Source organism: Paracoccus zhouxuedongae, assembly GCF_041927815.1.
GTDB lineage: Bacteria > Pseudomonadota > Alphaproteobacteria > Rhodobacterales > Rhodobacteraceae > Paracoccus.
Window position 1 is genome coordinate 88,200 of record NZ_JBHFHM010000002.1, and the last position, 24,868, is coordinate 113,067.

19 protein-coding genes are annotated in these 24,868 nt (G+C 66.3%); 12 read left to right on the top strand and 7 right to left on the bottom strand.

Annotated elements, in window-relative coordinates:
* Positions 1-73 precede the first annotated feature (73 nt).
* Both ACEYYA_RS03430 and ACEYYA_RS03435 read left to right on the top strand, forming a co-directional pair.
* Positions 74-1,651, top strand: coding sequence for a lysine--tRNA ligase (locus tag ACEYYA_RS03430; protein ID WP_374797606.1), 1,578 nt, complete (start codon positions 74-76; stop codon positions 1,649-1,651).
* Positions 1,652-1,820: 169 nt separating this feature from the next.
* Positions 1,821-4,109: a glycosyl hydrolase family 28-related protein gene (locus ACEYYA_RS03435; RefSeq protein ID WP_374797608.1), complete on the top strand. Its 2,289-nt coding sequence runs from the start codon at positions 1,821-1,823 to the stop codon at positions 4,107-4,109.
* Here the strand turns inward: ACEYYA_RS03435 and ACEYYA_RS03440 are convergent.
* A complete protein-coding gene (locus ACEYYA_RS03440) occupies positions 4,078-4,584 on the bottom strand; it encodes a HugZ family pyridoxamine 5'-phosphate oxidase (RefSeq protein ID WP_374797610.1) in 507 nt (168 codons plus the stop codon). The genes ACEYYA_RS03435 and ACEYYA_RS03440 overlap by 32 nt on opposite strands.
* Before the next feature lie 75 nt (positions 4,585-4,659).
* Here ACEYYA_RS03440 and ACEYYA_RS03445 point away from each other — a divergent pair, with 75 nt between their 5' ends.
* The 9 genes from ACEYYA_RS03445 (at position 4,660) to ACEYYA_RS03485 (ending at position 16,418) form a co-directional block, all read left to right on the top strand.
* Positions 4,660-6,330: a SulP family inorganic anion transporter gene (locus tag ACEYYA_RS03445; RefSeq protein WP_374797612.1), complete on the top strand. Its 1,671-nt coding sequence runs from the start codon at positions 4,660-4,662 to the stop codon at positions 6,328-6,330.
* Positions 6,331-6,652: 322 nt separating this feature from the next.
* Entirely contained in the window at positions 6,653-8,614 is a 1,962-nt protein-coding gene (gene acs / locus ACEYYA_RS03450; RefSeq protein WP_374797614.1) for an acetate--CoA ligase, read from the top strand.
* 41 nt (positions 8,615-8,655) lie between these two features.
* Positions 8,656-9,324, top strand: a complete 669-nt coding sequence (locus ACEYYA_RS03455) for an adenylate kinase (protein ID WP_374798105.1) — start codon at positions 8,656-8,658, stop codon at positions 9,322-9,324.
* Between the two features lie 62 nt (positions 9,325-9,386).
* Entirely contained in the window at positions 9,387-9,647 is a 261-nt protein-coding gene (locus ACEYYA_RS03460) for a DUF4212 domain-containing protein (protein ID WP_374797616.1), read from the top strand.
* Between the two features lie 9 nt (positions 9,648-9,656).
* Positions 9,657-11,480: a sodium:solute symporter family protein gene (locus tag ACEYYA_RS03465; protein WP_374797618.1), complete on the top strand. Its 1,824-nt coding sequence runs from the start codon at positions 9,657-9,659 to the stop codon at positions 11,478-11,480.
* An 83-nt stretch (positions 11,481-11,563) separates the two neighbouring features.
* Positions 11,564-13,390: a DUF294 nucleotidyltransferase-like domain-containing protein gene (locus ACEYYA_RS03470; protein ID WP_374798107.1), complete on the top strand. Its 1,827-nt coding sequence runs from the start codon at positions 11,564-11,566 to the stop codon at positions 13,388-13,390.
* Positions 13,390-13,926 carry a hypothetical protein gene (locus tag ACEYYA_RS03475; RefSeq protein ID WP_374797620.1) on the top strand — a complete coding sequence of 179 codons (537 nt, stop codon included), beginning with the start codon at positions 13,390-13,392 and terminating at the stop codon, positions 13,924-13,926. Before ACEYYA_RS03470 ends, ACEYYA_RS03475 begins: the two co-directional genes overlap by 1 nt.
* Positions 13,927-13,950: 24 nt before the next feature.
* Positions 13,951-14,340 (top strand): response regulator transcription factor, encoded by a 390-nt coding sequence (locus ACEYYA_RS03480; RefSeq protein WP_374797622.1) that lies wholly within the window; start codon positions 13,951-13,953, stop codon positions 14,338-14,340.
* Entirely contained in the window at positions 14,337-16,418 is a 2,082-nt protein-coding gene (locus ACEYYA_RS03485; protein WP_374797624.1) for an exonuclease domain-containing protein, read from the top strand. The genes ACEYYA_RS03480 and ACEYYA_RS03485 overlap by 4 nt, the downstream gene beginning before the upstream one ends.
* A 1-nt stretch (position 16,419) precedes the next feature.
* Here ACEYYA_RS03485 and ACEYYA_RS03490 read toward each other — a convergent pair whose 3' ends face one another.
* Complete coding sequence (locus tag ACEYYA_RS03490) at positions 16,420-17,481, bottom strand: quinone-dependent dihydroorotate dehydrogenase (protein WP_374797626.1); 1,062 nt, start codon at positions 17,479-17,481, stop codon at positions 16,420-16,422.
* Positions 17,465-17,812 (bottom strand): DUF952 domain-containing protein, encoded by a 348-nt coding sequence (locus tag ACEYYA_RS03495; RefSeq protein WP_374797628.1) that lies wholly within the window; start codon positions 17,810-17,812, stop codon positions 17,465-17,467. The genes ACEYYA_RS03490 and ACEYYA_RS03495 overlap by 17 nt, the downstream gene beginning before the upstream one ends.
* A 99-nt stretch (positions 17,813-17,911) precedes the next feature.
* Here ACEYYA_RS03495 and ACEYYA_RS03500 point away from each other — a divergent pair, with 99 nt between their 5' ends.
* The gene (locus tag ACEYYA_RS03500) at positions 17,912-19,501 is read left to right on the top strand and encodes a bifunctional metallophosphatase/5'-nucleotidase (RefSeq protein ID WP_374797630.1); all 1,590 of its coding nucleotides are present in this window, start codon (positions 17,912-17,914) and stop codon (positions 19,499-19,501) included.
* A 39-nt stretch (positions 19,502-19,540) separates the two neighbouring features.
* Here ACEYYA_RS03500 and ACEYYA_RS03505 read toward each other — a convergent pair whose 3' ends face one another.
* From ACEYYA_RS03505 to ACEYYA_RS03520, 4 genes are all read right to left on the bottom strand, one after another.
* On the bottom strand, positions 19,541-21,556 hold the full coding sequence (locus ACEYYA_RS03505) for an elongation factor G (protein ID WP_374797632.1): 2,016 nt from the start codon (positions 21,554-21,556) through the stop codon (positions 19,541-19,543).
* Positions 21,557-21,677: 121 nt separating this feature from the next.
* A complete protein-coding gene (locus ACEYYA_RS03510) occupies positions 21,678-22,496 on the bottom strand; it encodes a TIGR02186 family protein (RefSeq protein WP_374797634.1) in 819 nt (272 codons plus the stop codon).
* Positions 22,493-23,410 carry a sulfite exporter TauE/SafE family protein gene (locus ACEYYA_RS03515; protein WP_374797636.1) on the bottom strand — a complete coding sequence of 306 codons (918 nt, stop codon included), beginning with the start codon at positions 23,408-23,410 and terminating at the stop codon, positions 22,493-22,495. The genes ACEYYA_RS03510 and ACEYYA_RS03515 overlap by 4 nt, the downstream gene beginning before the upstream one ends.
* A gap of 125 nt (positions 23,411-23,535) precedes the next feature.
* Positions 23,536-24,828 carry an acetylornithine deacetylase/succinyl-diaminopimelate desuccinylase family protein gene (locus tag ACEYYA_RS03520; RefSeq protein WP_374797638.1) on the bottom strand — a complete coding sequence of 431 codons (1,293 nt, stop codon included), beginning with the start codon at positions 24,826-24,828 and terminating at the stop codon, positions 23,536-23,538.
* Positions 24,829-24,868: the final 40 nt, after the last annotated feature.

Genomic DNA, 24,868 nt, shown 5'->3' on the forward strand with positions numbered 1-24,868 from the left:
TGAAATTATTGACGATCCCCGCAGCAATCAATAGGCAGTCGGGCGGCGCATGGGGCGCCACGAGGACATGACGATGACCAGCATCCGCGACGCGGCGATGAAATCCAAGGCCTGGCCCTTTGAGGAGGCGCGGCGCGTGCTGAACCGCTATGCCAAGAAAGACCCGGCCAAGGGCTATGTGCTGTTCGAAACCGGCTATGGTCCCAGCGGTCTGCCCCATATCGGCACATTTGGTGAGGTGGCGCGGACCACGATGGTGCGCCGCGCCTTTGAGATGATTTCCGATATCCCCACGAAATTGCTGTGCTTTTCCGACGATATGGACGGGATGCGCAAGGTGCCGGATAACGTGCCGAACACCGAGATGCTGCGCGAGCATCTGCAACTGCCGCTGACCGCCGTGCCCGATCCCTTTGGCGAATACCCCAGCTTCGGCGATCACAACAACGCCATGCTGCGCCGGTTTCTGGACACCTTCGGCTTTGACTATGAGTTCGCAAGCGCGACCGATTATTACAAGTCTGGCAAGCTGGACGAGGTGCTGCGCCGGTCGGCCGAGAAATATGACGCGATCATGGCGATCATGCTGGCCAGCTTGCGCGAAGAACGCCAGCAGACCTATTCCTGCTTCCTGCCGATCCATCCCGAAACGGGTCGGGTTCTGTATGTGCCGATGAAGCATGTCGATGCCGCCAAGGGTGAGATCACCTTTGACGACGAGGACGGGCGCGAATGGACGCTGCCGGTTACCGGGGGGCATGTGAAGCTGCAATGGAAGCCCGATTTCGGCGCCCGCTGGGCGGCGCTGGATGTCGACTTCGAGATGTATGGCAAGGACCACAGCACCAATACGCCGATCTATGACGGCATCTGCGAGGTGCTGGGCGGGCGCGCGCCCGAGCATTTCACCTATGAGCTGTTCCTGGATCAGAACGGCGAAAAGATCAGCAAATCCAAGGGCAATGGCTTGTCGATCGACGAATGGCTGACCTATGCCGCGACCGAAAGCCTGAGCTATTTCATGTATCTGAAGCCCAAGACGGCCAAGCGGATGCATTTCGACGTGATCCCGAAAGCGGTGGATGAATACCACCAGCAATTGCGCGCCTTTGCCGATCAGGCCGACGATCAGAAGCTGGCGAACCCGGTCTGGCACATTCATGGCGGCCAGCCGCCGGCGTCGGACATGGTGGTGCCGTTCGCGATGCTGCTGAACCTGGCCAGCGTGTCGGGGGCCGACGACAAGGACCGGCTGTGGGGCTTCATCCGTCGTTATGCGCCCGATGCGAGCCCGGAAACGCATCCGCAAATGGATGCTGCGGCGGGCTATGCGGTCAAGTATTTCAAGGACTTCGTGGCACCGACCCGGCAGTTCCGCTTGCCGACCGATCTTGAGCGCGCGGCGCTTGAGGATCTGCGCGCGCGGCTGGTGGCCTGGGATGGCGGGCTGGATGCCGAGGCGCTGCAAACCATGGTCTTTGCCGTCGGCACCGCCCATGGCTTCGAGCCGCTGCGTAACTGGTTCACCGCGCTTTACGAGGTGCTGCTGGGCCAGTCGCAGGGGCCGCGCTTTGGCGGTTTCATCGCGCTTTACGGCGTCGATGAGACCATCGCGCTGATCGACAAGGGGCTGACCGGCGCGTTGGTCTGAGGCTTTGGCGTTTCACGTCCCGGGGCCGGGTGCGCGGGAGGGCGCACCCGGCCATTTGCTTGGGCAGCGCTGTTGCGCCCCGCTGCCATCCTCCGCGCGGCGGCTTCAACCTTTCTTTAACCTTGCCGCCTACATCTGCCGCTGACCAAAGCCACAGCGGGGATGACCGATGAACATTGCGATTACCGATGGCCTGCTGCTGATGCCGCCCGCCTTCGATCAGGGACTAACCGTCTGGTCGCGTGAGGATGGCACGCCCGGCAGCGCCACCTATGCCGGGGGCAGCGACGCGGCCATCGTTCAGGGGGATGCCGATTTCGGCACCTGCCTTGAGATCATCAAGACCCAGACCACACAAAAACTGCGCTTCATGGCCGAAACGCCGGTGCTGCCGGGCACATATCTGCGCATCACCGCGCGCGTCAAGGCGGTGTCGGGCAACCTGCCTTCGGTGCGGATCGGGGCCTGGGCGGGGCGTGCGAATGGCAGCCATCTGGCCGGCGTGGTCGAGGTCGGCCCGACCAATACCATCCCCGCCTATGGCCGCGTGGTAGAGGTCAGCGCGATTGTCGGCAGCGGCGCGCGCAGCGGCGTCGACATGGCCTGGGGCCGCGATGCCGTCTTTGGCCATTTCGGCCTGGACCTGATCGGCGCGACCGGCGGCGTGATCCGCATCGAGTCCATCCGTATCGAGGATGTGACCACCGCCTTTGCGCGCAGCCTGATGGATTGGGTCGATGTGCGCGATTTCGGCGCCAAGGGCGATGGCGTGACCGATGACCGCGCGGCCTTTCTGGCCGCCGATGCCGCCGCTGGCGGGCGCGAAATCCTGGTCTCGGCCGGGCGGTTCTATCTGGGTGGGCATATCTCGATCGCGGCGCCGGTGCGGTTTCAGGGCACGGTTGTCATGCCGACTGCCGCGCGCCTGACGCTGCTGTCGAATTACGATTTCCCGACCTATGCCGAGGCGTTCGGTGATGAACATCTTGGCCTGGCCAAGGCGCTGCAAGTTCTGTTCACGGCCTCGGATCACAACACGCTGGATCTGCGCGGTCGCCGGATCGACCTGCGCGAGCCGCTGGACATGGGTGCGCTGCTGCCCGATGTGGCCAGCTTCTCGAACCGGCGGGTCATCAGCAACGGCTTGCTGAATGTCGTCGATGGCCCGGCCTGGGACACGAGGGTCGTTACGTCGCAGGCGACCTATTCGACGGCGCAGTCGATCATCCTGACCGATGTGGCCAATATTGCCAACATCCCGGTCGGCGCGCGGATCACCGGCACCGGCGTCGGGCGCGAGGTCTATGTGAAGGCCGTCAACGTCGCTGCGCAAAGCCTGACCCTGAGCCAGCCGTTCTTCGGCGGTTCCGGCACCCGCGTGCTGACCTTTACCCGCTATCGCTATGCACTTGATTTCTCAGGCATGGCCAAGCTGGACCGGCTGGTGATCGACAATGTGGAGCTGCTGCTGAACGGCATCGCCAGCGGAGTGATGCTGGCGCCTGAAGGCGAGGTCTTCCAGATGCGCGACAGCTGGGTGAACCGGCCGCGCGACCGTGGCATCACATCGATCGGGCGGGCCTGTCAGGGGATGATGATCGACAATTGCCAGTTCCTGTCCAACGAGATGGGTACCCGCGCGCAGGAACGCACCAGCATCGCCATCAACGTGAACGCCAATGACACCAAGATCCGCGACAGCCGGTTCGTGCGCTTTGCGCATGTGCTGGTGGCCGATGGCTCGGGCCATCTGATCGTCGGCAACCACTGGTTCCAGGGCGATGGAGAGCCGAACGGCCTGCGTCTGGCCGGGGTCGTGTTCACCCAGCCGAACATCCAAAGCTCGATCACCGGCAATTACATCGACAACAACCATATCGAATGGACCAATGAACGGTCGCCCGAACCTGACTGGAACCAGCAATATTCCTTTGGCGGCCTGACGATCACCGGCAATACCTTTGTCTGCACCGGCGTGGCGCCCTGGTTCAAATGGCTGGCGATCAAACCCTATGGCCGGGGTCATTATGTGCATGGGCTGACGGTGCAATCGAACGTCTTCAAGGCGCTGAACTGCACCGTTGACCGGATCGAGGCGGTCGACACCACCTATGCCGATCTTGATTACGGGCGGATGCGCAACATCCTGATCGAGGGCAACATGTTCAACGCGATCAGCCAGCCGGTCGCCAATCCGCTGACCACCGAGGTCGTGCAGGCCACCGCAGGCAGTTCCTGGGTGGTGCGTCCGACCGCGCTGCCGTTCGAGGGGTGGCTGCGCAAGGTCGAGGGGCTGGCGGCCGAGGGCGCGATCACCAATGCCGCCGGGCAGCGGGTCACCGAGATGCCCTATGTGCAGGTGGAACAGGGCAGTGACCGGCGTGAGGCGCGGGTGAACTTTGCCCAGCCCGCCAAGGGCAAGCTGGTCATGCGGGTGCGGATGGATCAGCCGAACTGACCAGATCGGCGGCAGTCAGCCGGAACGCCCGGCCAAAGCCGCCATTCAGAAGGGCCGATGTCATCACCAGCCGGACGAAGCGAAAGTCGGGCAGGTCGATATACAGTTTGGCCTTGGGCTGGATCGCCAGCCAGCGGGCGCAGAGCAGATCATGCTCTGCGCCCTTTTCCATGAATTGCGCGCGCACGTTGATCGACAGGCGCGGATGGATCAGCGGGTCACCCTTGGCACCGGGTTCCCCAACCAGGAGGGCCGCGCGCGGATCGGCGGCAAGGGCGCGCGTATGCGCCGCAAGACCCGAGATCAGCGTGACCGGCTGGCCGCTGGCGTCAACTTGCAGCGCGATCCGGCTGATCGAGGGCGCGCCGGTGGCCGGGTCCAGCACCGCAAGGGCGGCATGGCGCGCGCCATGCAGTAGCCCCTGCGCCATGGCGCGGGCCTGATCGTCGGTCGGGCGGATCGGATCGGTCGCCATCGGGGCCTCGTTGACAAGCGGTGGGCAGGGGCGTTGACTGCCGCATTCCTGACCTGCCCAGTATCGGACCGTTCCATGACCGCCTCAACCCCCGAACGTGCCACCTGGACCCGCCGCGTTGGCGCGGTGATCCATCCCGAAAGCGTCCGCTCCTGGCGCGAGGGTTACGGCCTGGCCGCGCTGCGCGCTGATGCCTTGGCGGGGCTGACGGTGGCGATCGTGGCGCTGCCCTTGTCCATGGCGATCGCCATCGCCTCGGGTCTGGGGCCAGAGCGCGGGCTTTACACGGCTGTGGTCGGCGGCTTTCTGGTGTCTGCCTTTGGCGGGTCGCGCTTTCAGATCGGCGGCCCGGCGGGTGCCTTCATCGTGCTGGTCGCCGCCTGCGTGGCGCAGATCGGCGTCGCGGGGCTGATCACCGCCACCTTCCTGTCGGGGCTGATGCTGATGGCCTTGGCGGTCACCGGGCTGGGCAGCTACATCCGCTTTATCCCGTTCCCGGTCACGGTCGGCTTTACCGCAGGCATCGGCGTCATCATTTTCATCAGCCAGATCAAGGAATTGCTGGGCCTGACCCTGGCCGGGGCCGAGCCTGGCCCGGTGATCGACAAGGCCCGCGCGCTGTGGGATGTGCGCGACAGCCTGACGCCCGCCGCCATCATCGTGGCACTTGGCACCATTGCGGTGATCCTGGGGGTGCAGCGGCTGGCGCCGCGCCTGCCCTCGCTTCTGGTGGCGGTCACGGTGGCGGCGGTCGCGGTGGCGGTGACGGGCCTTGGCGTCGACACCATCGGCAGCCGCTTTGGCGCGCTGCCGAACCGGCTGCCCATGCCCGCGCTGCCCGACCTGGCGCTGATCGGCGCGGCGCTGCCCTTTGCGGTCAGCTTTACCCTGCTGGGGGCCATCGAAAGCCTGCTGTCGGCCATGGTCGCCGACGGGATGAGCGGCACCACCCACCGATCCGACACCGAGCTGATGGGCCAAGGCATCGCCAATATCGGCAGCGCGCTGTTTGGCGGTTTTTGCGTGACCGGCACCATCGCCCGCACTGCGACCAATGTGCGCGCCGGGTCGCGCGGCCCGGTCTCGGGGATGCTGCACGCGGCTTTCGTGCTGGCCTTCATGATGATCGCCGCGCCGCTGGCGGCCTTCATCCCGCTGCCGGCCTTGGCGGGCGTGCTGGCGCTTGTCGCCTGGAACATGATCGAAAAGCGCGAGATCGCGGCGCTGCTGGCCTCATCGCGCGGTGATGCGTTGGTGCTGGCGGTGACCTTTCTGCTGGTCGTGTTCCGCGACCTGACCGAGGGCATCGTCGTCGGTTTTGCCCTGGGGGGGCTGTTGTTCATCGCCCGCATGTCCGACCTGGCCCAAGCCGAAACGGGCCGCGCCCCCGCGCCTGACACCGGCGACCGGCCCGTGCCGGATGATGTCGTGGTCTATCGGCTGCGCGGCGCGGTGTTCTTTGGCGCGGCGGCCAAGCTGGGGGCGGCGCTGGATCAGATCGCCGCCAGCCCGCGCGCCTTTGTCGTCGATCTGTCGCAGGTGCCTTTCATCGACAGCACCGGGGCGCAGATGCTGGGCAGTCTGTCGCGGCGGCTGTCGCGCCATGGCGGGCAGTTGATCGTGGCTGGCGCCAGCCCGCGCGTGCGGCGAATGCTGCTGGCCCAGCACCTGCGCAAGCCCGCCGTGATCTATCGCCGCGATCTGGACACGGCCTTGGCGGCGCTGTCCGAATCACGCGTGACCTGATCGGTGTGGCCCCGATCCTGGTTGACGCAGCGGCAAGCGCGACCTGCGACCCTGCGTCGACGCCCCAGCCGCATAATCAACAGTCAAGTTCTTGTGAGCTTTCGGAAAAATCCGCCCCATCGCCAGACGATTGACATAATTTTCCATTATTCCGTCAAAAAATTAACTAAAAAATCACGGCCCGAAAATGGGGTTACAGCCCTGTCCTAATGTGCTTAACAATTGGATCAGGGCGGAGGATCGCCCCGGTGCCAGCAGGGGAGGGCTGGCGCCGGGTGTGATGCCAGTCAGCCCGGTTCCATGATTTTCGGGGAGGATGCCGATGACCGACCAGCAACAGGCCGATATCGTCCGTGAGGTGCCGCCGGGCTTTGAAAACGCCCATGCCGATATGGCGAAATACCGCGCCATGTATGACGAATCCGTCGAAGATCCCGAAGCCTTCTGGGGCCGCGAGGGCAAAAGGCTGGACTGGATCACGCCCTATACCAAGGTCAAGAACACCGATTTCACCTTCGGCAAGGTCAAGATCAAGTGGTTCGAGGATGGCGTGCTGAACGCCTGCGTGAACTGCGTCGACCGCCATCTGAAGGATCGCGCCCTGCAAACCGCGATCATCTTTGAACCCGATGATCCGAACACCCCGGCCCAGCACATCACCTATAAGGAACTGTCCGTAAAGGTGAACCGCATGGCCAACGTCCTGCTGTCGCAGGGCGTGATGCGCGGCGACCGTGTGGTGATCTATCTGCCGATGATCCCCGAGGCCGCCTATGCGATGCTGGCCTGCGCGCGGATCGGCGCGATCCATTCGATCGTCTTTGCGGGCTTCAGCCCCGACGCCCTGGCCAACCGCATCAACGATTGCGGCGCGAAACTGGTCATCACCGCCGACACCGCCCCGCGTGGGGGCCGCCGCACGCCGCTGAAGGCCAATACCGATGCCGCGCTTTTGCATTGCAGCGACAAGGTGCGCTGCCTGGTGGTCAAGCATACCGGCGATCAGACAAGCTGGGTGCAGGGGCGCGATGTCGACGTGCTGATGCTGATGGATATGGTCAGCCCGGAATGCCCGGCGCGCCCGATGAATGCCGAAGACCCGTTGTTCATCCTGTATACCTCAGGCTCGACCGGCAAGCCCAAGGGGGTGGTGCATACCACCGGCGGCTATCTGGTCTATGCCTCGATGACGCATCAATATACGTTCGATTATCAGGACGGCGACGTGTTCTGGTGCACGGCGGATGTGGGTTGGGTGACCGGCCACAGCTATATCGTCTATGGCCCGCTGGCCAACGGCGCGACCACCGTCATGTTCGAGGGCGTGCCCACCTATCCCGATGCCGGCCGCTTCTGGGAGGTCTGCGAAAAGCACGGCGTGACCCAGTTCTATACCGCGCCGACCGCGATCCGGTCGCTGATGGGGCAAGGCCCGGAATGGGTCGAGAAATACGACCTGTCCAAGCTGCGCGTTCTTGGCTCGGTCGGGGAACCGATCAACCCCGAGGCTTGGATCTGGTATGACAAGCATGTCGGCAAGGGCAAATGCCCGATCGTCGACACCTTCTGGCAGACCGAAACCGGCGGCCATATGGTGACCGCGCTGCCCGGTGCCACGCCGACCAAGCCGGGGTCCGCGACCAACCCGTTCTTCGGCGTCAAGCCGGTGGTGCTGGACGCCGCGACCGGGCGCAAGCTGCAGGAAACCGAGGCCGAGGGCGTGCTGTGCTTCAGCGATAGCTGGCCGGGGCAGATGCGCACCCTGTGGGGCGATCACGACCGCTTTCAGGAGGCGTATTTCCAGCAATACAAGGGCTATTACTTCACCGGCGACGGCTGCCGGCGCGATGCGGATGGCTATTACTGGATCACCGGGCGCGTCGATGACGTGATCAACGTCAGCGGTCACCGGATGGGCACCGCCGAGGTGGAAAGCGCGCTGGTCGCCCATCCCCAGGTGGCCGAGGCCGCCGTGGTCGGCTATCCGCACCCGCTGAAGGGGCAGGGCATCTATGCCTATGTCACGCTGATGAACGGCGTCGCGCCGTCCGAGGATCTGCGCAAGGATCTGGTGAAATGGGTCCGCACCGAGATCGGCCCGATCGCCAGCCCCGACCTGATCCAATGGTCGCCCGGCCTGCCCAAGACCCGTTCGGGCAAGATCATGCGCCGCATCCTGCGCAAGATCGCGGAAAACGACTATGACGGGCTTGGCGATACCTCGACCCTGGCCGATCCTTCGGTCGTGGATGAGCTGATCGAAAACCGGATGAACCGCGCATGAGCAGCCAATCCGATATGCCCGCCTCCGCGCGCGGCTCAGACATGCGCGCCTCCGCGCGCGGGCCGGTCTACATCCTGCTCGGCCCGCCCGGCGCGGGCAAGGGCACACAGGCGCGCCTGCTGGAAGAACGCTTCGGTCTGGTGCAACTGTCCACCGGCGATCTGTTGCGCGCCGCCGTCGCGCAAGGCACCGAGGCCGGACGCGCCGCCGAAGCGGTGATGAAGGCGGGCGGGCTGGTCAGCGACGACATCGTTCTGGCCATTCTGCGCGACCGGCTGGCCGAACCCGACACCGCCAACGGCATCATCCTGGACGGCTTTCCGCGCACCGCGGGGCAGGCCGCCGCGCTGGACGGACTGCTGGCGGCGGGCGGGCAAAAGGTCACCGCCGCGATCTCGATGGAGGTCGACGACGAGGCCATGGTGACCCGCGTCGCCGGACGGTCGACCTGCGCCACCTGCGGCGAAGGCTATCACGACAGCTTCAAGCAGCCCGCCACCCCCGGCGTCTGCGACAAATGCGGCGGCACCAGCTTCAAGCGGCGCGCCGATGACAATGCCGAAACGGCGCGTGAACGGCTGAAGGCCTATCACGACCAGACGGCGCCGCTGATCGCGCATTACGACGCGCTTGGCGTTCTGAAACGCACCGATGCGATGGCTGACATCGCCGAGGTGGCCAGGGAGATGGCGGTCATCGTGTCACCATAGCGCCTTGGCAAGACAGCGGGGGTCGGTACGCCAGCGACCCCCGCCACATAGGGGAGAGAGACATGGCGGATATGAACCGTACGGCCAGTGAATACTGGGCCGCGAATAAAAGGATGATTGGGGTCAGCCTTGTAAGCTGGTTTCTGTGTTCCTTCGGTTTCGGGATCTTGCTGCGCCCGATGCTGTCGGGGGTGCCGTTCTTCGGCACCGATCTGGGCTTCTGGTTTGCCCAGCAAGGCTCGATCCTGATCTTCATCGTGCTGATCTTCTGGTATGCGGCACGCATGAACAAGATCGACCGCGACTTCGGCGTGGATGAGTGAGGTCGCACAATGGATCAATTTACCCTTAACCTTCTTGTCATCGGCCTGACCTTTGCCCTGTATATCGGCATCGCGATCTGGGCCCGCGCAGGCTCTACGGCCGAGTTCTACGCGGCCGGTCGCGGCGTGCATCCGGTGCTGAACGGCATGGCCACCGGTGCCGACTGGATGTCGGCGGCGTCGTTCATCTCGATGGCCGGTCTGATTGCCTTCACCGGCTATGACAATTCGTCCTATCTGATGGGCTGGACGGGTGGCTATGTGCTGCTGGCGCTGCTGCTGGCGCCCTATCTGCGCAAGTTCGGCAAGTTCACCGTGCCGGATTTCATCGGCGACCGCTTCTATTCGCGCACCGCGCGGCTGGTCGGGGTGCTGTGCCTGATCATCATCTCGACCACCTATGTGATCGGGCAGATGACGGGCGTGGGCGTGACCTTTTCGCGCTATCTTGAGGTGTCGAACGCGACCGGTCTGTGGATCGGTGCGGCGCTGGTCTTTGCCTATGCGGTGCTGGGCGGGATGAAGGGCATCACCTATACGCAGGTCGCCCAGTATGTCGTGCTGATCACCGCCTATACGATCCCGGCGATCTTCATCTCGATGCAGTTGACGGGCAATTTCCTGCCGCAGATGGGGCTGTTTGGCACCCATGACGCATCGGGGATGCTGTTTCTGGACAAGCTGGATCAGGTGGTGACCGATCTGGGGTTCAAATCCTATACCGAACATCACACCGGCACGCTGAACATGTTCCTGTTCACCATGTCGCTGATGATCGGCACCGCCGGCCTGCCGCATGTCATCATCCGCTTTTTCACCGTGCCCAAGGTGTCGGACGCGCGGTCCTCGGCGGGTTGGGCGCTGGTCTTCATCGCGCTGCTTTACACGGTCGCCCCGGCGGTCGGGTCGATGGCGCGTCTGAACCTGTCCACGACGATGTGGCCGGGGGCTGCGGCCAGCGACACTTATAGCCAGCCGGCGATCGCCCTGGCCGATATCGAGACCCGGCCCGATCTGCAATGGATGCGGACCTGGGAACGCACCGGCCTGCTGGCATGGGAGGACAAGAACGGCGACGGCCTGATCCAGTATTACAACGATGCCGACGGCGCGACCGACGCCGCCGGTGTGGCGTTGTCGGAACGGGCTGCGGCGAATGGCTGGCAGGGCAATGAGCTGACCACCGTGAACAACGACATCATGGTGCTGGCCAACCCCGAAATCGCCAACCTGCCGTCCTGGGTCATCGCCATCGTGGCGGCGGGCGCGCTTGCGGCGGCGCTGTCGACGGCGGCGGGGCTTCTGCTGGCGATCTCGTCGGCGGTCAGCCACGACCTGATCAAGGGCACGCTGAATCCGGCGATTTCGGAAAAGGCGGAACTGATGTGGGCGCGGGTGTCGATGGGCGTGGCCATCCTGGTGGCGACGCTTCTGGGCCTGAACCCGCCCGGCTTTGCCGCGCAGACCGTGGCCCTGGCCTTTGGCCTGGCGGCGGCGACGATCTTCCCGGCGCTGATGATGGGCATCTTCAGCAAGCGCATCAACTCGCACGGGGCGATTGCGGGGATGCTGGTCGGCCTGATCACCACGGCCGTCTACATCTTCATCTACAAGGGGTGGTTCTTCATCCCCGGCACCAACCAGCTGGCCGATACGCCGGACAACTGGTTCTTCGGCATCGGCCCGCAATCCTTCGGGACGATCGGCGCGCTGCTGAACTTTGGCGTCGCCTGGCTGGTGTCGAACGCCACCCGCGAGCCGCCGCAAGAGGTGCAGGATCTGGTTGAATCGATCCGCGTGCCGCGTGGCGCGGGGGCGGCGACCGGCCACTGACATGACAACGCGCGCCCCGGCAGCCACGCCGGGGCGCGCATCCCCACCCGAAAGGCCCGACGATGACCTCCGATGCGACCCCGATGCCCGACCTTGCCGATCTGACCGGCTTTCTGGGATCGGTCCATCCCTATGACAACCTGCCGCAGGACGAACTGGCGCGTGTCGCCAGCTCTTTCAGCCGCAGGGATCTGCCCGCGGGCGAGGTGATCTATCAGCATGGCGAGCCGCTGGCCGGCCTGTTCCTGATCCGCACCGGCGGGGTCGAGATCACCGACCGCAACGGCGCCACTGTCTCGCTTCTGGGGCCGCGCAACAGCTTTGGCGAACGCGGTTTGATGAAGGACGGCATCGCCGTGACCACCGCCCGCACCGCCGAGGCGACGACGCTCTTGATGCTGCCGGGTGCCGAGTTCCGCCGCCTGATGCAGGACCAGCCGCCGTTCCGCCGCTTTTTCACCCGTGGCCGCACCGCGATCGACACCCGCCCGGCGCAGATCGACACGATGCGCGTGGCCGACCTGCTGGCGCGCAACCCGCTGGCCTGCCCGCCCGACACCCCGGCGGCCGAGGCGGCGCGGATGATGCGCGATGCGCATGTCTCATCGCTGGGTGTCACCGATGCGGGTGGCGCGCTGTTGGGGATCGTCACCGTTCGCGACATGTCGAACCGGGTGCTGGCGGCAGGGCTGGACCCGCTGATCGCCGTCGCCCAGGTGATGACCGCCGACCCGCTGACGCTGGCCCCGACCGATCTGGGCACCGATGTGCTGCAAGCGATGATGGAACGCCGCGTCGGGCATCTGCCCGTAGTCGAGGGCGGGCGCTTTGTCGGCATGATCACCCAGACCGACCTGACCCGGCTGCAAGCGACCAGCTCGGCGGTGCTGCTGCGTGATGTGATGCGCGCCGAAACCGTGGCGCAACTGGCCGCCGCGACGGCGACCATCCCGCAGCTTCTGGTGCAACTGGTCGCCAGCCACCACAGCCATGATGTCGTCACCCGGATGATCACCGACATCACCGACGCCGTGACCCGCCGCCTTCTGGTTCTGGCCGAGGCCCGGCTTGGCCCGCCGCCGGTGCCCTATCTGTGGCTGGCCTGCGGATCGCAGGGCCGCCAGGAACAGACCGGCGTCAGCGATCAGGACAATGTGCTGATCCTGGACGACGCCTTCACCGAGGACATGCGACCCTGGTTCGCCGACCTCGCGCGGTCGGTCAGCGACGGGCTGAACGCCTGTGGCTATGTCTATTGCCCCGGCGACATGATGGCGACGAACCCCCGCTGGTGCCAGCCCGTCGCCACCTGGCGGCGCTATTTCCACGACTGGACGAACACCCATCAGCCTGAAAGTCAGATGCTGGCCAGCGTCATGTTCGACCTGCGCCCGATCGGCGGGACGGCGCGGCTGTTTCAGGACTTGCAGGCGCAGACGCTGGAGATGGCGGCCAGCAACTCGATCTTTGTCGCCCATCTGATCGCCAACAGCCTGAAGCACACGCCGCCGTTGGGCCTGCTGCGGGGCCTGGCCACCATCCGCTCGGGTGAGCATCGCAACCATATCGACATGAAGATGAACGGCGTCGTGCCGGTGATCGACCTGGCGCGCGTCCATGCCCTGCGGGGCCGTGTCGCGGCGGTGAACACCCGCGCCCGGCTGATCGCAGCCGAGGATGCGGGCGTCATCTCGACCAGCGGGGCGCGCGATCTGATCGACGCCTATGATCTGATCGCCGGGATGCGGCTGCAAAATCAGGCCGACCTGATCCGCGCGGGCCGCAAGCCCGACAACTATCTGGCGCCCTCCGATCTGTCGGATCTGGAACGCAGCCACCTGCGCGATGCCTTCGTGGTGATCCGCACCATGCAGACGGCCATCGGCCATGGCAAAGGGGCGCTGATGTAATGGCGACTGATCTGTTGACCATCCTGGTGCTGACGCTGGCGGCGATGATGATGATCTTCGCGCTGCGCCATGCGCTGTCGCGGCTGGCGGGTGTGAACCTGCCGCGCTGGATCACCCCGGCGGTGATCGCAGCGACCATCATCGGGGCCTCGGTCTGGACGGAATATTCATGGTTCGGTCGCGTCACCGGCCAGTTGCCCGACAGCGTGGCGGTGCTGGACCAGGGCCAGCAGACCACCGCGCTGCGCCCCTGGACCTATCTGATGCCGATCACCGCGCGCTTTGTCGCGCTGGACCGCGCCGCGCTGATCCGCTCTGCCGCGCGGCCCGGCCTGGTGCGCGGCGACCTGATCCTGATCGAACGCTGGCGGCCCACGCAGCGCGTGACCGCCGTCTGGGATTGTCCGGCTCGTCGTCGTGCCGATCTGTTCGGCACTGCCCAGGTCAGCCCAGATGGCACGCTGACCGGCACCGACTGGCTGGATCTGCCAGCCGACGACCCAAGCCTGATTGCCGCCTGCACAGGGCCGGCCTGACACCACCAATGGGGGGAGGAACGCATGACAGCCCAAGGCCAGACCGTTCTGATCGTCGAGGATGAGGACAACATCGCCCTTGCCCTTGACTACCTTCTGACCCGCGAGGGCTACGCCCACAGCCGGTTGGCGACCGGCGCGGGGGCCGTCGACCAGATCCGCGCCACCCGCCCTGATCTGGTGCTGCTGGATGTCATGCTGCCCGAGGTCTCGGGCTATGAAATCTGTCAGGACGTGCGCATGGATCCCGGGCTTGCCGATGTGAAGATCCTGATGATGACGGCGCGCGGCTCGACGATGGAACGCCGCAAGGGGCTGGCGCTTGGCGCCGACGGCTTCATCGCCAAACCCTTTGAACTGGGCGAATTGCGGGCTGAAGTGCGGCGGTTGCTGGATGAAGGGGCGGCATCGTGATACGGGTCGAAAGCCTCAGCCTGCGGCTGCGGGTGTTCCTGTTCTTCGCGGCGCTTGCGCTTGGCAATCTGGCGGCGATCGGCGCGGGGCTGTGGTTCGGCTCGTCGCGTCTGGATGATCCGCAGGCCCTCTCGGCGCTGCTGACCGGCGCCATCGTCGCGGCCTTTGTCGTGACCGGCCTGATCGCCGGGGTCTGGTTCCTGTTCGATCAGAACGTGGCGCGACCCATCGAGCGGTTGGCCGGCAATATCCGCGCCCGCACCATGGCGCAGATCGACGGCGATCTGGATCATTCGACGGCGCGCTATCTGGGCGATCTGGGCGGGGCGGCGGCGGCGGTGACGGCGCATCTGGCCGAGACCCGCAGCGCCCTTGCCGAATCCGTCGCGCGCGAAACCACCCGGCTGGCCGCCGAAAAGGACCGTCTGGAACATCTTCTGGGCGATGTGCCGGTGGGGGTGCTGCTGTGTTCGCCCGACCACCAGCTTGTGTTCTACAACGGCCATGCCGTCGATCTTCTGGGCGGGGCCGATGCCGCCGCGCTGCCCGGCCTTGATCGCGGCCTGTTCGACTATCTGCACGATGCACCCGTGCGCGAGGCCTATGCCCGTCTGCTGGCAACCGAGGATCACGACGCGGCCTCGGACCTTTTGTGCACCACGGTCGCGGGCGGTCGCATTCTGGCGGCGCGGATGCGGCTGATCGCGGACAAAGGCGCGCATCCGGGCTATGTGCTGACGCTGCGTGACGTGACCGGCGATCTGGCCACCCATGCCGCGCAAGAGGCGCTGATCGAGGAGTTCTTTGAACGGGTCCGCCGCCCCGCCGCCAATCTGCAAGGGGTAATCGGTGCGGCGCTGGATGATGCGGCGCTGCCCGCGCCGGTGGCCACCGCGCTGCGTCAGGAAACCGCGCGGCTGTCGGGCGCGGTCACCGATCTGGCCGCCCGCCATGATGCGGGGCGCGCCGAATGGTGGCCTCTGTCCCCGATCCGCGCTCGCGATCTGGCCGCCGCGACCCGTGCCCGCGCCGGTCAGGGCGGCGGTGTGACGCTTGTCACGCAGACTGATGATCTGCTGCTGCGCTGCGACGGGTTCCAGATCGGCGCGCTGATGGCCGCGCTCGCGCGGCATCTGGCCCAAAGCGGCCTGACGCGGCAGGATTTCGCCATCCGCGCCGATGGGGCGGGGGCGCTGCTCACCCTCGATTGGCCCGGCCCCGCGCTGCCCCTCGCCCGGCTGGAGGGGTGGCTGGACCTGCCCATCGACCCTGCGCTGCCCGATGTCACCGGCCGCAGCGTCCTGCGCGCCCATGCGACCGAGATCTGGCCCGAGCCGACCGCCGAAGGCGGCCGCATCTGCCTGCCCCTGCGTGAGGCCCGCCGCGCCACCGCCCGCCCGGCGCCGGTGTCGCGCAAGGTGGTCTATGATTTCGACCTGCTGGCCCGCATCCGCCACCCGGAAATCGAAAACGCCCGGCTGGCCGATCTGGTCTATGTGGTGTTCGACAGCGAGACCACAGGCCTGTTCCCGGAAACCGATGAGATCTGCCAGTTGGCCGCCGTGCGCATCGTCAACGGTCGCCGGATCGAGACCGAGGTGTTCGACATGCTCGTCAACCCCGGCCGCCCGATCCCGCCCGGATCGACCGCCGTGCATGGCATCACCGACGCCATGGTGGCCGATGCGCCCGACGTCAACAGCGCCGTCCGCCGGTTCCACAAATTCGCCCAGAACGCCGTGCTGGTCGCCCATAACGCGCCCTTTGACATGACTTTCCTGAAACGGCGCGAGGCGGCGATCGGCGCGGCTTTCGACCATCCGATCCTGGATACGGTGCTGCTGTCTGCGGTGCTGTTCGGCCAGTCCGAGGTGCATAGCCTTGACGCGCTGACCCATCGGCTTGGCATCACCATCCCCGAGGAAGCCCGCCACACCGCCATCGGCGACACGATCGCCACCGCCGACGCCTTCCTGAAGCTCTTGCCCGCGCTGCGGTCGCGCGGGATCGAGACCTTCGGTCAGCTTCTGGCCGAGGTCCGCCAGCACGGGCGGCTGCTGAAGGATCTGAACGGCTAGGTCACAGCCAACGGTCGCGGTCGGTGCCGACCGCATCCGCGACCGATGCAAAGCCATCGCGCGCCAGCAGGGTCTCCAGTCCGCGCGCGATGTCGCCCACCAGCGACAGGCCGTGATAGACCAGCGCCGAATAGACCTGCACGGCGGATGCCCCGGCGCGGATCTTGGCATAGGCGTCGTCGGCACTGGCGATGCCACCGACCCCGATGATCGGCAGCGCCCCCTCCAGCGCGACAGACAGTTGGGCCAGCACGCGGGTCGATTTCTCGAACAGCGGCGCGCCCGACAGCCCGCCCGCCTGATCACGGTCGGGGCTGGTCAGCCCGTCGCGCGACAGCGTGGTGTTGGTGGCGATGATCGCATCCACCCCGGCCTGACGCGCCACATCGGCGATTTCGGTGATCTCGGCCCCGGTCAGGTCGGGGGCGATCTTCAGGAAAATTGGCACTGGCTGTGCCAATTCCTGCCGCGCCGCCATGACCCCCGCCAGGAGCGCCGCCAAGGCCTCGGCCCCTTGCAGGTCGCGCAGCTTTTCGGTGTTGGGCGAACTGACGTTCACCGTGGCGAAATCGACATGTGGCCCGGCGATGCGCAGCACCGTGGCGAAATCCGCCGCCCGGTCGGTCGCGGTCTTGTTGGCCCCCAGATTCAGCCCGACTGGCACACCTTTGGGCCGCGCCGCCAGCCGCGCGGCAATCGCCTGCGCGCCCTGATTGTTGAAGCCGAAGCGGTTGATGACGGCGCGGTCCTGGGTCAGCCGGAACAGCCGTGGCTTGGAGTTGCCGGGCTGCGGCAGGGGGGTGGCCGCGCCGACCTCGACAAAGCCGAAACCGGCGCGCATCAGGGGCGCGACGGCCTCGGCGTTCTTGTCGTAACCGGCGGCCAGCCCGACCGGGTTCGGCAGGTCCAGCCCGGCAATCCGCGTGGCCAGCCGCGCCCCGGTCACCACGCCGGGCAGCGGCACCGCGCCCGACCGCAGTGCCCGGATCGACAGGCCATGGGCGACCTCGGGGTCCAGCCGGTGCAACGCGGCCAGACCGATGCGTTCAATCAGCGTCGTCATCCAGATCCCCGAAAACATGGCCATCCGGCCCCAAGGGCAGCGGCCGGGCAAAGGCCACGTCATCCAGCGTCAGGCGGCGATACAGATGCGGAAACTCGGCCCCGCCGCGCGACACCTCCCATTTCAGCGACCGGCCCAGATCTTCGCTGTCGACCGCGATCAGCCACAGCCCGTCCTGACCCGCGAAATGCTTCGCCGCCGTTTCGGCCACCTGCGCGGCGGTCGAGAAATGGATATAGCCATCGGCCAGATCGACCGGGGCACCGGCGGTTTCGCCCTCGGCCTCCAGCGCCTGCCATTCGGTGTCGCGGAAAATCTTGTAGATCAGCATGGGCGTTTCCTTGGCGCGGGGCTTGCGTGCTGTCAACTGTCGGGCGACTGTCACAATCGGCTGTTAGCCCCTTTCCGACCCCGTGAACAGGAGCCGAAGATGAACCGCATCCTTTTGACATCCGCCGCAGCCCTTGGCCTGATGGCCGGTGCCGCGCAGGCCGACTATACGCTGCACATCTTGCATATCAACGACCTGCATTCGCGCATCGAGCAGATCAACAAGTATGACAGCACCTGCGACGCCGAGACCGAGGCGAAGGGCGAGTGTTTCGGCGGCATCGCCCGCGTCGCCACCAAGGTGAACGAGATCCGCGATGCGATCCGGGCCGAGGGCGGCAATGTCATCGTGCTGGATGCGGGCGACCAGTTCCAGGGCAGCCTGTTCTATACCACCTACAAGGGCGCCGAGGTGGCCGAGTTCATGAACGCCATCGGCTTTGACGCCATGGCCGTCGGCAACCATGAGTTCGACGACGGCCCCGAGGGGCTGGCCGGGCTGATCGGCGCGGTCGATTTCCCGGTGGTGTCGGGCAATATCGACGTCAGCCAATCGAATGTGCTGAAGGGCAAGGTCAGCGACCATGCGGTGATCGAGGTCGGCGGCGAAAAGATCGGCATCGTCTCGGCGCTTGCCACCGACACGCCCGAAACCTCATCCCCCGGCAAGGCGGTGATCTTTCAGGACGACATCGACAGCCTGAAGGGCGATGTGGCGGCGCTGCAAGCCGATGGCGTGACCAAGATCATCGCGGTCAACCATGTCGGCTATCTGCGCGATCAAGAGATCGCGGCGCAGGTGCCGGGTCTGGCAGCGGTGGTCGGCGGGCACAGCCACACGCTGCTGTCGAACGACGACGACAAGGCCGCCGGGCCTTATCCGACGATGGTGGGCGATGTGCCGGTGGTGCAGGCCTATGCCTATTCCAAATATCTGGGCCATCTGACGCTGACCTTTGACGATCAGGGCAAGGTCACCAAGGCCGAGGGCGCGCCGATCCTGTTGGATGCCAGCGTGACGCCCGACCCCAAGCTGGCCGCCCGCATCACCGAAATGGCCAAGCCGATCGAGGAATTGCGCAACAAGGTTGTGGCCGAAACCGCCGCGCCGATCGGGGCCGACCGCGACACCTGCCGCGCCCGCGAATGCGAGATGGGCAATCTGGTGGCCGAGGCGATGCTGGATCGCGTTCGCCCGCAAGGCATCCAGATCGCCATCCAGAACGGCGGCGGCCTGCGTGCCGCGATCGACCAAGGCCCGGTCACGATGGGTGAGATCTACAGCGTGCTGCCGTTCCAGAACACGCTGGCGACGTTCCAGTTGACCGGCGCCGAGGTGATCACGGCGTTGGAAAACGGCGTCAGCCAGGTGGAGGAAGGCGCAGGCAGGTTCCCGCAGGTTGCCGGGCTGACATTCGCCTTTGACGCCAAGGCCCCGGCGGGGGCGCGGATCAGCGATGTGAAGGTGCGCGATGGCGACGGCTTCGCGCCGATCGACCCCGCGGCGACCTATGGCGTGGTCAGCAACAATTACATGCGCGGCGGCGGCGACGGCTATGACATCTTCGAGACGGCGGGCAAGAATGCCTATGACTTCGGTCCCGATCTGGCCGAGGTGCTGGCCGATTATCTGGCCGCGCAAGGGGCGGGCTTCAAGCCGGTCACTGACGGCCGCATCACCGTGAAGTAAACGGATGGGGCCGCGCCGGTGGGCGCGGCCCCTTTGTCCTCAGGCCCCGCTCAGGCTGGCGCGGGCCTTGTCGGCATCCTTGCCGTGCAACTCCTGCAAATGGTCGAAATCGGATGTGAAACTGCCGACGCCAAGCGTCTGGCTGCGAATGTCGACGATCATTCCCGCCATGTCGGATTCCGGCATCATCGCCTCGATCCGGTCCCAGCCGGGCCAGCCGGGCTTGGCGTCATAGCCCAGCAATTGCCCGCGCCGCCCGGTGACGATGCGCTGGACGCGGGCGGTGAACTCGGCCGGGGTGTCGATGCGCACGCGCCGGACGGGTTCCAGCAGCACCGGGCCGCAGCCGGGCATCGCCTCGGACATGGCCTTGGCGGCGGCCTTCTGGAAGGCCATGTCGGAACTGTCGACATTGTGATAGCTGCCATCGGTCAGCGTCACCGCGACATCGACGATTGGGCAGCCCATCGGCCCCTTGGCCAGCCACGCCTCGACACCGCGATGCACGGCGGGGATATAGGCCTTGGGCACCACGCCGCCGGTGATACGGTCGTCAAAGGCGAAACCGGCACCGCGCGGCTGCGGGCGGATCTCCAGCGTGACATCGGCAAACTCGCCATGGCCGCCCGATTGCTTCTTGTGGCGCGCGGCGATGGTGGCGGGTTTGGTGATCGTCTCGCGGTAGGGGATCGCGGGCGGGCTGGCGGTGACGGCCAGGCCGGCGTCGGATTTCAGCCGCGCAAGCGCGATCTGCAATTGCACCTCGCCTTGGCCCGATAGCACCAGTTGGCCGGTCTCGGCATGATGGGCAAAGCGCAGCGAGGGATCTTCCTCGGCCAGCCGGGTCAGCGCGGCGGCCAGCCGCACATCGTCCGAGGGCTGGCTGGCGGCAATCGCCAAGGCGTGCAGGGCAGGGGGCGGGGCGGGCCAGTCGGCCTCGGCCACGCCGGTTTCGGTCAGCAGGTCGCCGGTCGCGGCATGGGCCATTCGGCCCAGCACTGCCACCTCACCCGCCGTGGCACTGGCCTTGGGGGTCAACTTGCGACCCATCGGGGCCGACAACCCGCCGACCCGATCCTGGCCCAGGGTCATGCCGTCGCGGACCTCGCCCGACCAGACGCGCACCAGCGACAGCTTGCCGGACTGGCCGGCGTAAAGCGTCTTGAACACCTGCGCCTGGGTGCCCTTATCGCCCAACCCCAGCCGGTCGCGGGTGGCGGCGACGCCCGGCGCCTCATGCCGAAGGGCCTTCAGCAGGCGGTTGATGCCGTTCTGGTTTTCAGCCGAACCGAAGAACACCGGCACGATCAGATCGGCGGCCAGATCGCGGGTCAGGTTCTCATAGATCTCATCGGTCGAGGGAACCGTATCCTCCAGCAACTCGCCCATCAGCGCGTCATCGAAATCGGCCAGCGATTCCAGCATCGTGCTGCGCGCCGCACCCTCATCCGCGGCCAACCGGTCGGGCAGAGCGATCAGGTCGGACGGCTTGCCGGGGTTCCAGCGCCATGCGCGTTCGCTGACCAGATCGACCATGCCGGTGATCTGCCCGGCCTCGTCGCGCATCGGGATTTCGCGCAGCACCAAGGGGCGCGAACTGACGGCCTGCAAGCCCTCGAACGTGGCGCGAACCGAGGCCTCGGCCTGGTCCATCTTGTTGATATAGACCAGATGCGGGATCGACCGGTCATCCAGAAACCGCAGGATCGGGGACAGGGTGATGGCGCGGTCGGGGCTGGGTTCGGCCACCACGATGACCAGATCGGCCACCATCATGGCGCCCTCGGCCTCATGCGTCAGTTCGACCGATCCGGGGCAGTCGATCAGCGCCCAGGCATCGTCGAGATAGCTGAAGCTGGCGACGTTCAGTTCGGTCGACATGCCGCGTTCACGCGACTGCGGGCTGGTGTCGCCCACGGTATTGCCATCCTTGACGCTGCCCCGGCGCGGAATCGCACCGGCGGCGAACAGCATGTCTTCAAACAGGGTGGTCTTGCCGCTGGTATAGCTGCCGACAATGGCCGCGACGCGCGGGCCGACGGTTTCTTTGGTCATGGACGCATCCCTTGCACCGCCATGTCATGCGGCCCCTTGGGCTGCGGTGCCGGGCCAGGGGCCGATCGATGGGCCGATAACACAACCGATCCTGCACCCGCGCCTTGACGTCGATCAAGCCCTAACGGCGGATCAGGCGAAAGGCGGCACTGGCCGCCCATCCGGCCAGCACCGCGATGGCCAGCGACATCAGCCCGTAGATCAGCGGCTGGTGCCGCGAAAGCTGGTAAAGCCAGCGTTCCAGCCCGACCTTGTGAACCTCGATCGCGGCGGAATGGGCATCGATCACCATGCCGTCGCGCAGCAGGAAGATGCGGGTCTTGTACATCCCCTCGATCAGGTTCGAGGGCAGCTTGATATCGGCGCGAAACAGCGTCTGATCGACGATGGTGACGCCGGCCTGATCCAGCACATACATGCCTTCGCGGTCGCGGATGCGCAGTAGCGCCTCGGTAAAGGGGCGGGTGTCGTCGACCTTCAGCGGGCCGCCAAAGGCGCGGATGGCGCGGGCGATGGTGATGCGATGGGTCGCATCCTCTTGCGGCGACAGGATATGATCCAGCGGCGCCGAACTGGCCACCGCGTAAAAGGCGGGGGCGGCGCCGACCGGCACGGCGTCGCGGTTCATCCAGATACCGAAACTGCGTTCCTTGCGCCGGATGGTGACCCCGCGCGAGGGCGCCTCGAGCGTGACGATCACGTCCAGCGGCGGGCCGGGCGGCACCGGTGTTTCGCGCTTGACCGCGCCATAGATCAGGATTTCCGATCCTGTGAAATCGGCGGTGATCGCCACCGCATCGCGCGACAGGCCCGCGACAACGGTTTCAGCGGGCGCGGGCCGCGGCGCGGCGGGCGGGCCGATGATCGCGCCCAGGGTCTGCGCCGAGGCACCCCCCAGCGTCAGGGCCAGCAGGGCGGCGATGATGAGGCCCCCCCTCACCGCAAGACCCCCGGTGTCAGGCTGAACAGATCGGCGGGCGTCAGCACCAGATCCAGCGCGATCTTGAAACAGACCGACAGCACCAGCACCGCCATCAGGATGCGCAACTGTTCGGCCTTCAGCCGCTGGCCCAGGATCGTGCCCAGTTGCGCGCCGACCACGCCGCCCAGGATCAGCAGCACCGCCAGCATGATGTCGACCGTGTTATAGCTGACCGCGTGCATGACGGTGGTAAAGGCCGACAGCGCGGTGACCTGAAACAGCGAGGTGCCGACCACCACCTTGGTCGGCATCCCCAGCAGATAGATCATCGCCGGCACCATGATGATGCCGCCGCCGACCCCCATGATCGCGGCCATCAGCCCGACCACCAGCCCGACCCCCAGGGGCAGCAGCGCACTGATGTAAAGGCCCGAGGCGCGGAACTTCATCTTCAGCGGCAGGCCATGCACCCAGTTGTGATGGTGCCGCTTGGTCGGCGGCAGCGCATGGCGCGACCGGCGCAGGGCGCGGATGCCCTCGTTCAGCATCATCAGGCCGATGACGCCCAGAAAGAGCACATAGGCCAGTTGCACGACCAGCTCGACCTGACCCAACTGCCGCAGGATGTTGAAGATATAGATGCCGGTCACAGACCCGACCATGCCGCCGATCAGCAGCACCCAGCCCATCCGCATGTCGACCGACCGGCGCTTGAGATGCGCCAGCAGACCCGAGAATGACGAGGCCACAACCTGATTGGCCCCGGTCGCCACCGCGATGGCGGGCGGAATGCCGATGAAGAACAGAAGCGGCGTGATCAGAAAGCCGCCGCCCACGCCGAACAGGCCCGACATCAGCCCGACGATGCCGCCCAGGCCGAACAGCACAAAGGCGTTCACGGATACCTCGGCAATCGGCAGGAAAATCTGCATCGGACATCCCGTCTGGGGTAAGGCCGCGGGCTGGCCGCCGCGGTCGGGAAATCTTGGCCCCGCCGCGGGGCGAAGTCAAACCGGCTGCACCATCGCGCCGCGCGCTGTGACGAAAAGACCGCGCCCTAGCGGGGGGCGCACAGCTCGGCCAGCACCAGGGCCATGACGGTGGCGCTGTCGATCATGTCGGTGATGCCCACCCATTCGTCGGGCTGATGCGCCAGTTCCAGCAGGCCCGGCCCATAGGCGATGCAGTTTTTCAGCCGCCCGATGCGGTCGATGTGTTTCTGGTCATAGGTGCCGGGGCTGACGACGTAATCGGCGGCGCGGCCCAGCACGGTCTCGATCGCGGCGGCGGTGGATCGCACCACCGGGGCGGCGCGGTCGGTCATCACCGGCTGCACCTGGAACAGATCGCGGATGCCCCAGCCCATCGACGGGCGGCGCGCGGCCACGCGGGCCATCACCCGGTCAATCTCGGCCTTCACCTCATCCAGGTCTTCCTCGATCAGGAAACGGCGGTCGATCACCATGCGGGCGCGATCGGGCACGCAGGGCGCGGGCAGGCCGGTGTCGCCGGGCGGCTGTTCCGCCGCCCCGCCATGGACCGAGTTCAGGTTCATGGTCGAGGCCCGCGCCCCTTCGGGGACCACCGGCATCGCGGTGCGACGTGCGGCCAGGGCGGGGAACAGGCTGGTCTCCATTTCCGCGATCACCGCGCCCATGTGGCGCACCGCGCAATCGCCCAGAAACGGCATCGAGCCATGGGCGATGCGCCCGCGCGTTTCGATTTCGGCCCACCAGACGCCGCGATGGCCCAGGCAGATGCGATCCTTGTGCAGCGGTTCGGGGATGATGACATGCTGCACGCGGGTCGGGTCGAACAGGCCCTGCTGCGCCAGATAGGCCACGCCGCCATAGCCGCCCGATTCCTCGTCCGCCGTTGCCGAAATCTCGACCGCGCCGCTGAAATCGGGGCAGGTGGCGATGAAGGCTTCGGCGGCGATGATGCTGGCGGCCAGGCCGCCCTTCATGTCGCAGGCGCCCCGGCCATAGATGCGGTCGCCCTCGACCTGGCCGCCAAAGGGGTCGCGGGTCCAGCCGTGGCCGACCTCGACCACATCGTGATGGCTGTTGAAATGCACGCAGTCGCCGGGGCTGGCACCGCTGCGCCGGGCGATCAGGTTCCAGCGCGGAAAGGCGTCGCAATCGCCGGGCGTGCCGGTGGCGCGGATCAGCGCGACCTCGAACCCCTGCGGGCCAAGGCGGGCGGCGATCAGGTCGCAGATCGCGCGATAGTCGCGGCCCGGCGGGTTCAGCGTCGGCACGCCGATCAACGCCTGGGTCAGCGCGATCAGGTCGTCGCGGCGGGTGGCGACGGCGGTGGCAAGGCGGTCATGCAGATCGGGCCGGGTCATGGGGTGACTGTGCCGCGCCGCCGGAGGTCTGTCCAGCCGC

Bases quoted from the DNA above. Each gene is read 5' to 3' on its own strand.
- ACEYYA_RS03465 (WP_374797618.1), top strand. From the start codon at position 9,657: ATGGATCAATTTACCCTTAACCTTCTTGTCATCGGCCTGACCTTTGCC.
- ACEYYA_RS03520 (WP_374797638.1), bottom strand. From the start codon at position 24,828: ATGACCCGGCCCGATCTGCATGACCGCCTTGCCACCGCCGTCGCCACC.
- ACEYYA_RS03455 (WP_374798105.1), top strand. From the start codon at position 8,656: ATGCGCGCCTCCGCGCGCGGGCCGGTCTACATCCTGCTCGGCCCGCCC.
- acs (WP_374797614.1), top strand. From the start codon at position 6,653: ATGACCGACCAGCAACAGGCCGATATCGTCCGTGAGGTGCCGCCGGGC.
- ACEYYA_RS03490 (WP_374797626.1), bottom strand. From the start codon at position 17,481: ATGACGACGCTGATTGAACGCATCGGTCTGGCCGCGTTGCACCGGCTG.
- ACEYYA_RS03500 (WP_374797630.1), top strand. From the start codon at position 17,912: ATGAACCGCATCCTTTTGACATCCGCCGCAGCCCTTGGCCTGATGGCC.
- ACEYYA_RS03505 (WP_374797632.1), bottom strand. From the start codon at position 21,556: ATGACCAAAGAAACCGTCGGCCCGCGCGTCGCGGCCATTGTCGGCAGC.
- ACEYYA_RS03480 (WP_374797622.1), top strand. From the start codon at position 13,951: ATGACAGCCCAAGGCCAGACCGTTCTGATCGTCGAGGATGAGGACAAC.
- ACEYYA_RS03435 (WP_374797608.1), top strand. From the start codon at position 1,821: ATGAACATTGCGATTACCGATGGCCTGCTGCTGATGCCGCCCGCCTTC.
- ACEYYA_RS03495 (WP_374797628.1), bottom strand. From the start codon at position 17,812: ATGCTGATCTACAAGATTTTCCGCGACACCGAATGGCAGGCGCTGGAG.
- ACEYYA_RS03475 (WP_374797620.1), top strand. From the start codon at position 13,390: ATGGCGACTGATCTGTTGACCATCCTGGTGCTGACGCTGGCGGCGATG.
- ACEYYA_RS03470 (WP_374798107.1), top strand. From the start codon at position 11,564: ATGCCCGACCTTGCCGATCTGACCGGCTTTCTGGGATCGGTCCATCCC.
- ACEYYA_RS03445 (WP_374797612.1), top strand. From the start codon at position 4,660: ATGACCGCCTCAACCCCCGAACGTGCCACCTGGACCCGCCGCGTTGGC.
- ACEYYA_RS03440 (WP_374797610.1), bottom strand. From the start codon at position 4,584: ATGGCGACCGATCCGATCCGCCCGACCGACGATCAGGCCCGCGCCATG.
- ACEYYA_RS03430 (WP_374797606.1), top strand. From the start codon at position 74: ATGACCAGCATCCGCGACGCGGCGATGAAATCCAAGGCCTGGCCCTTT.
- ACEYYA_RS03460 (WP_374797616.1), top strand. From the start codon at position 9,387: ATGGCGGATATGAACCGTACGGCCAGTGAATACTGGGCCGCGAATAAA.
- ACEYYA_RS03515 (WP_374797636.1), bottom strand. From the start codon at position 23,410: ATGCAGATTTTCCTGCCGATTGCCGAGGTATCCGTGAACGCCTTTGTG.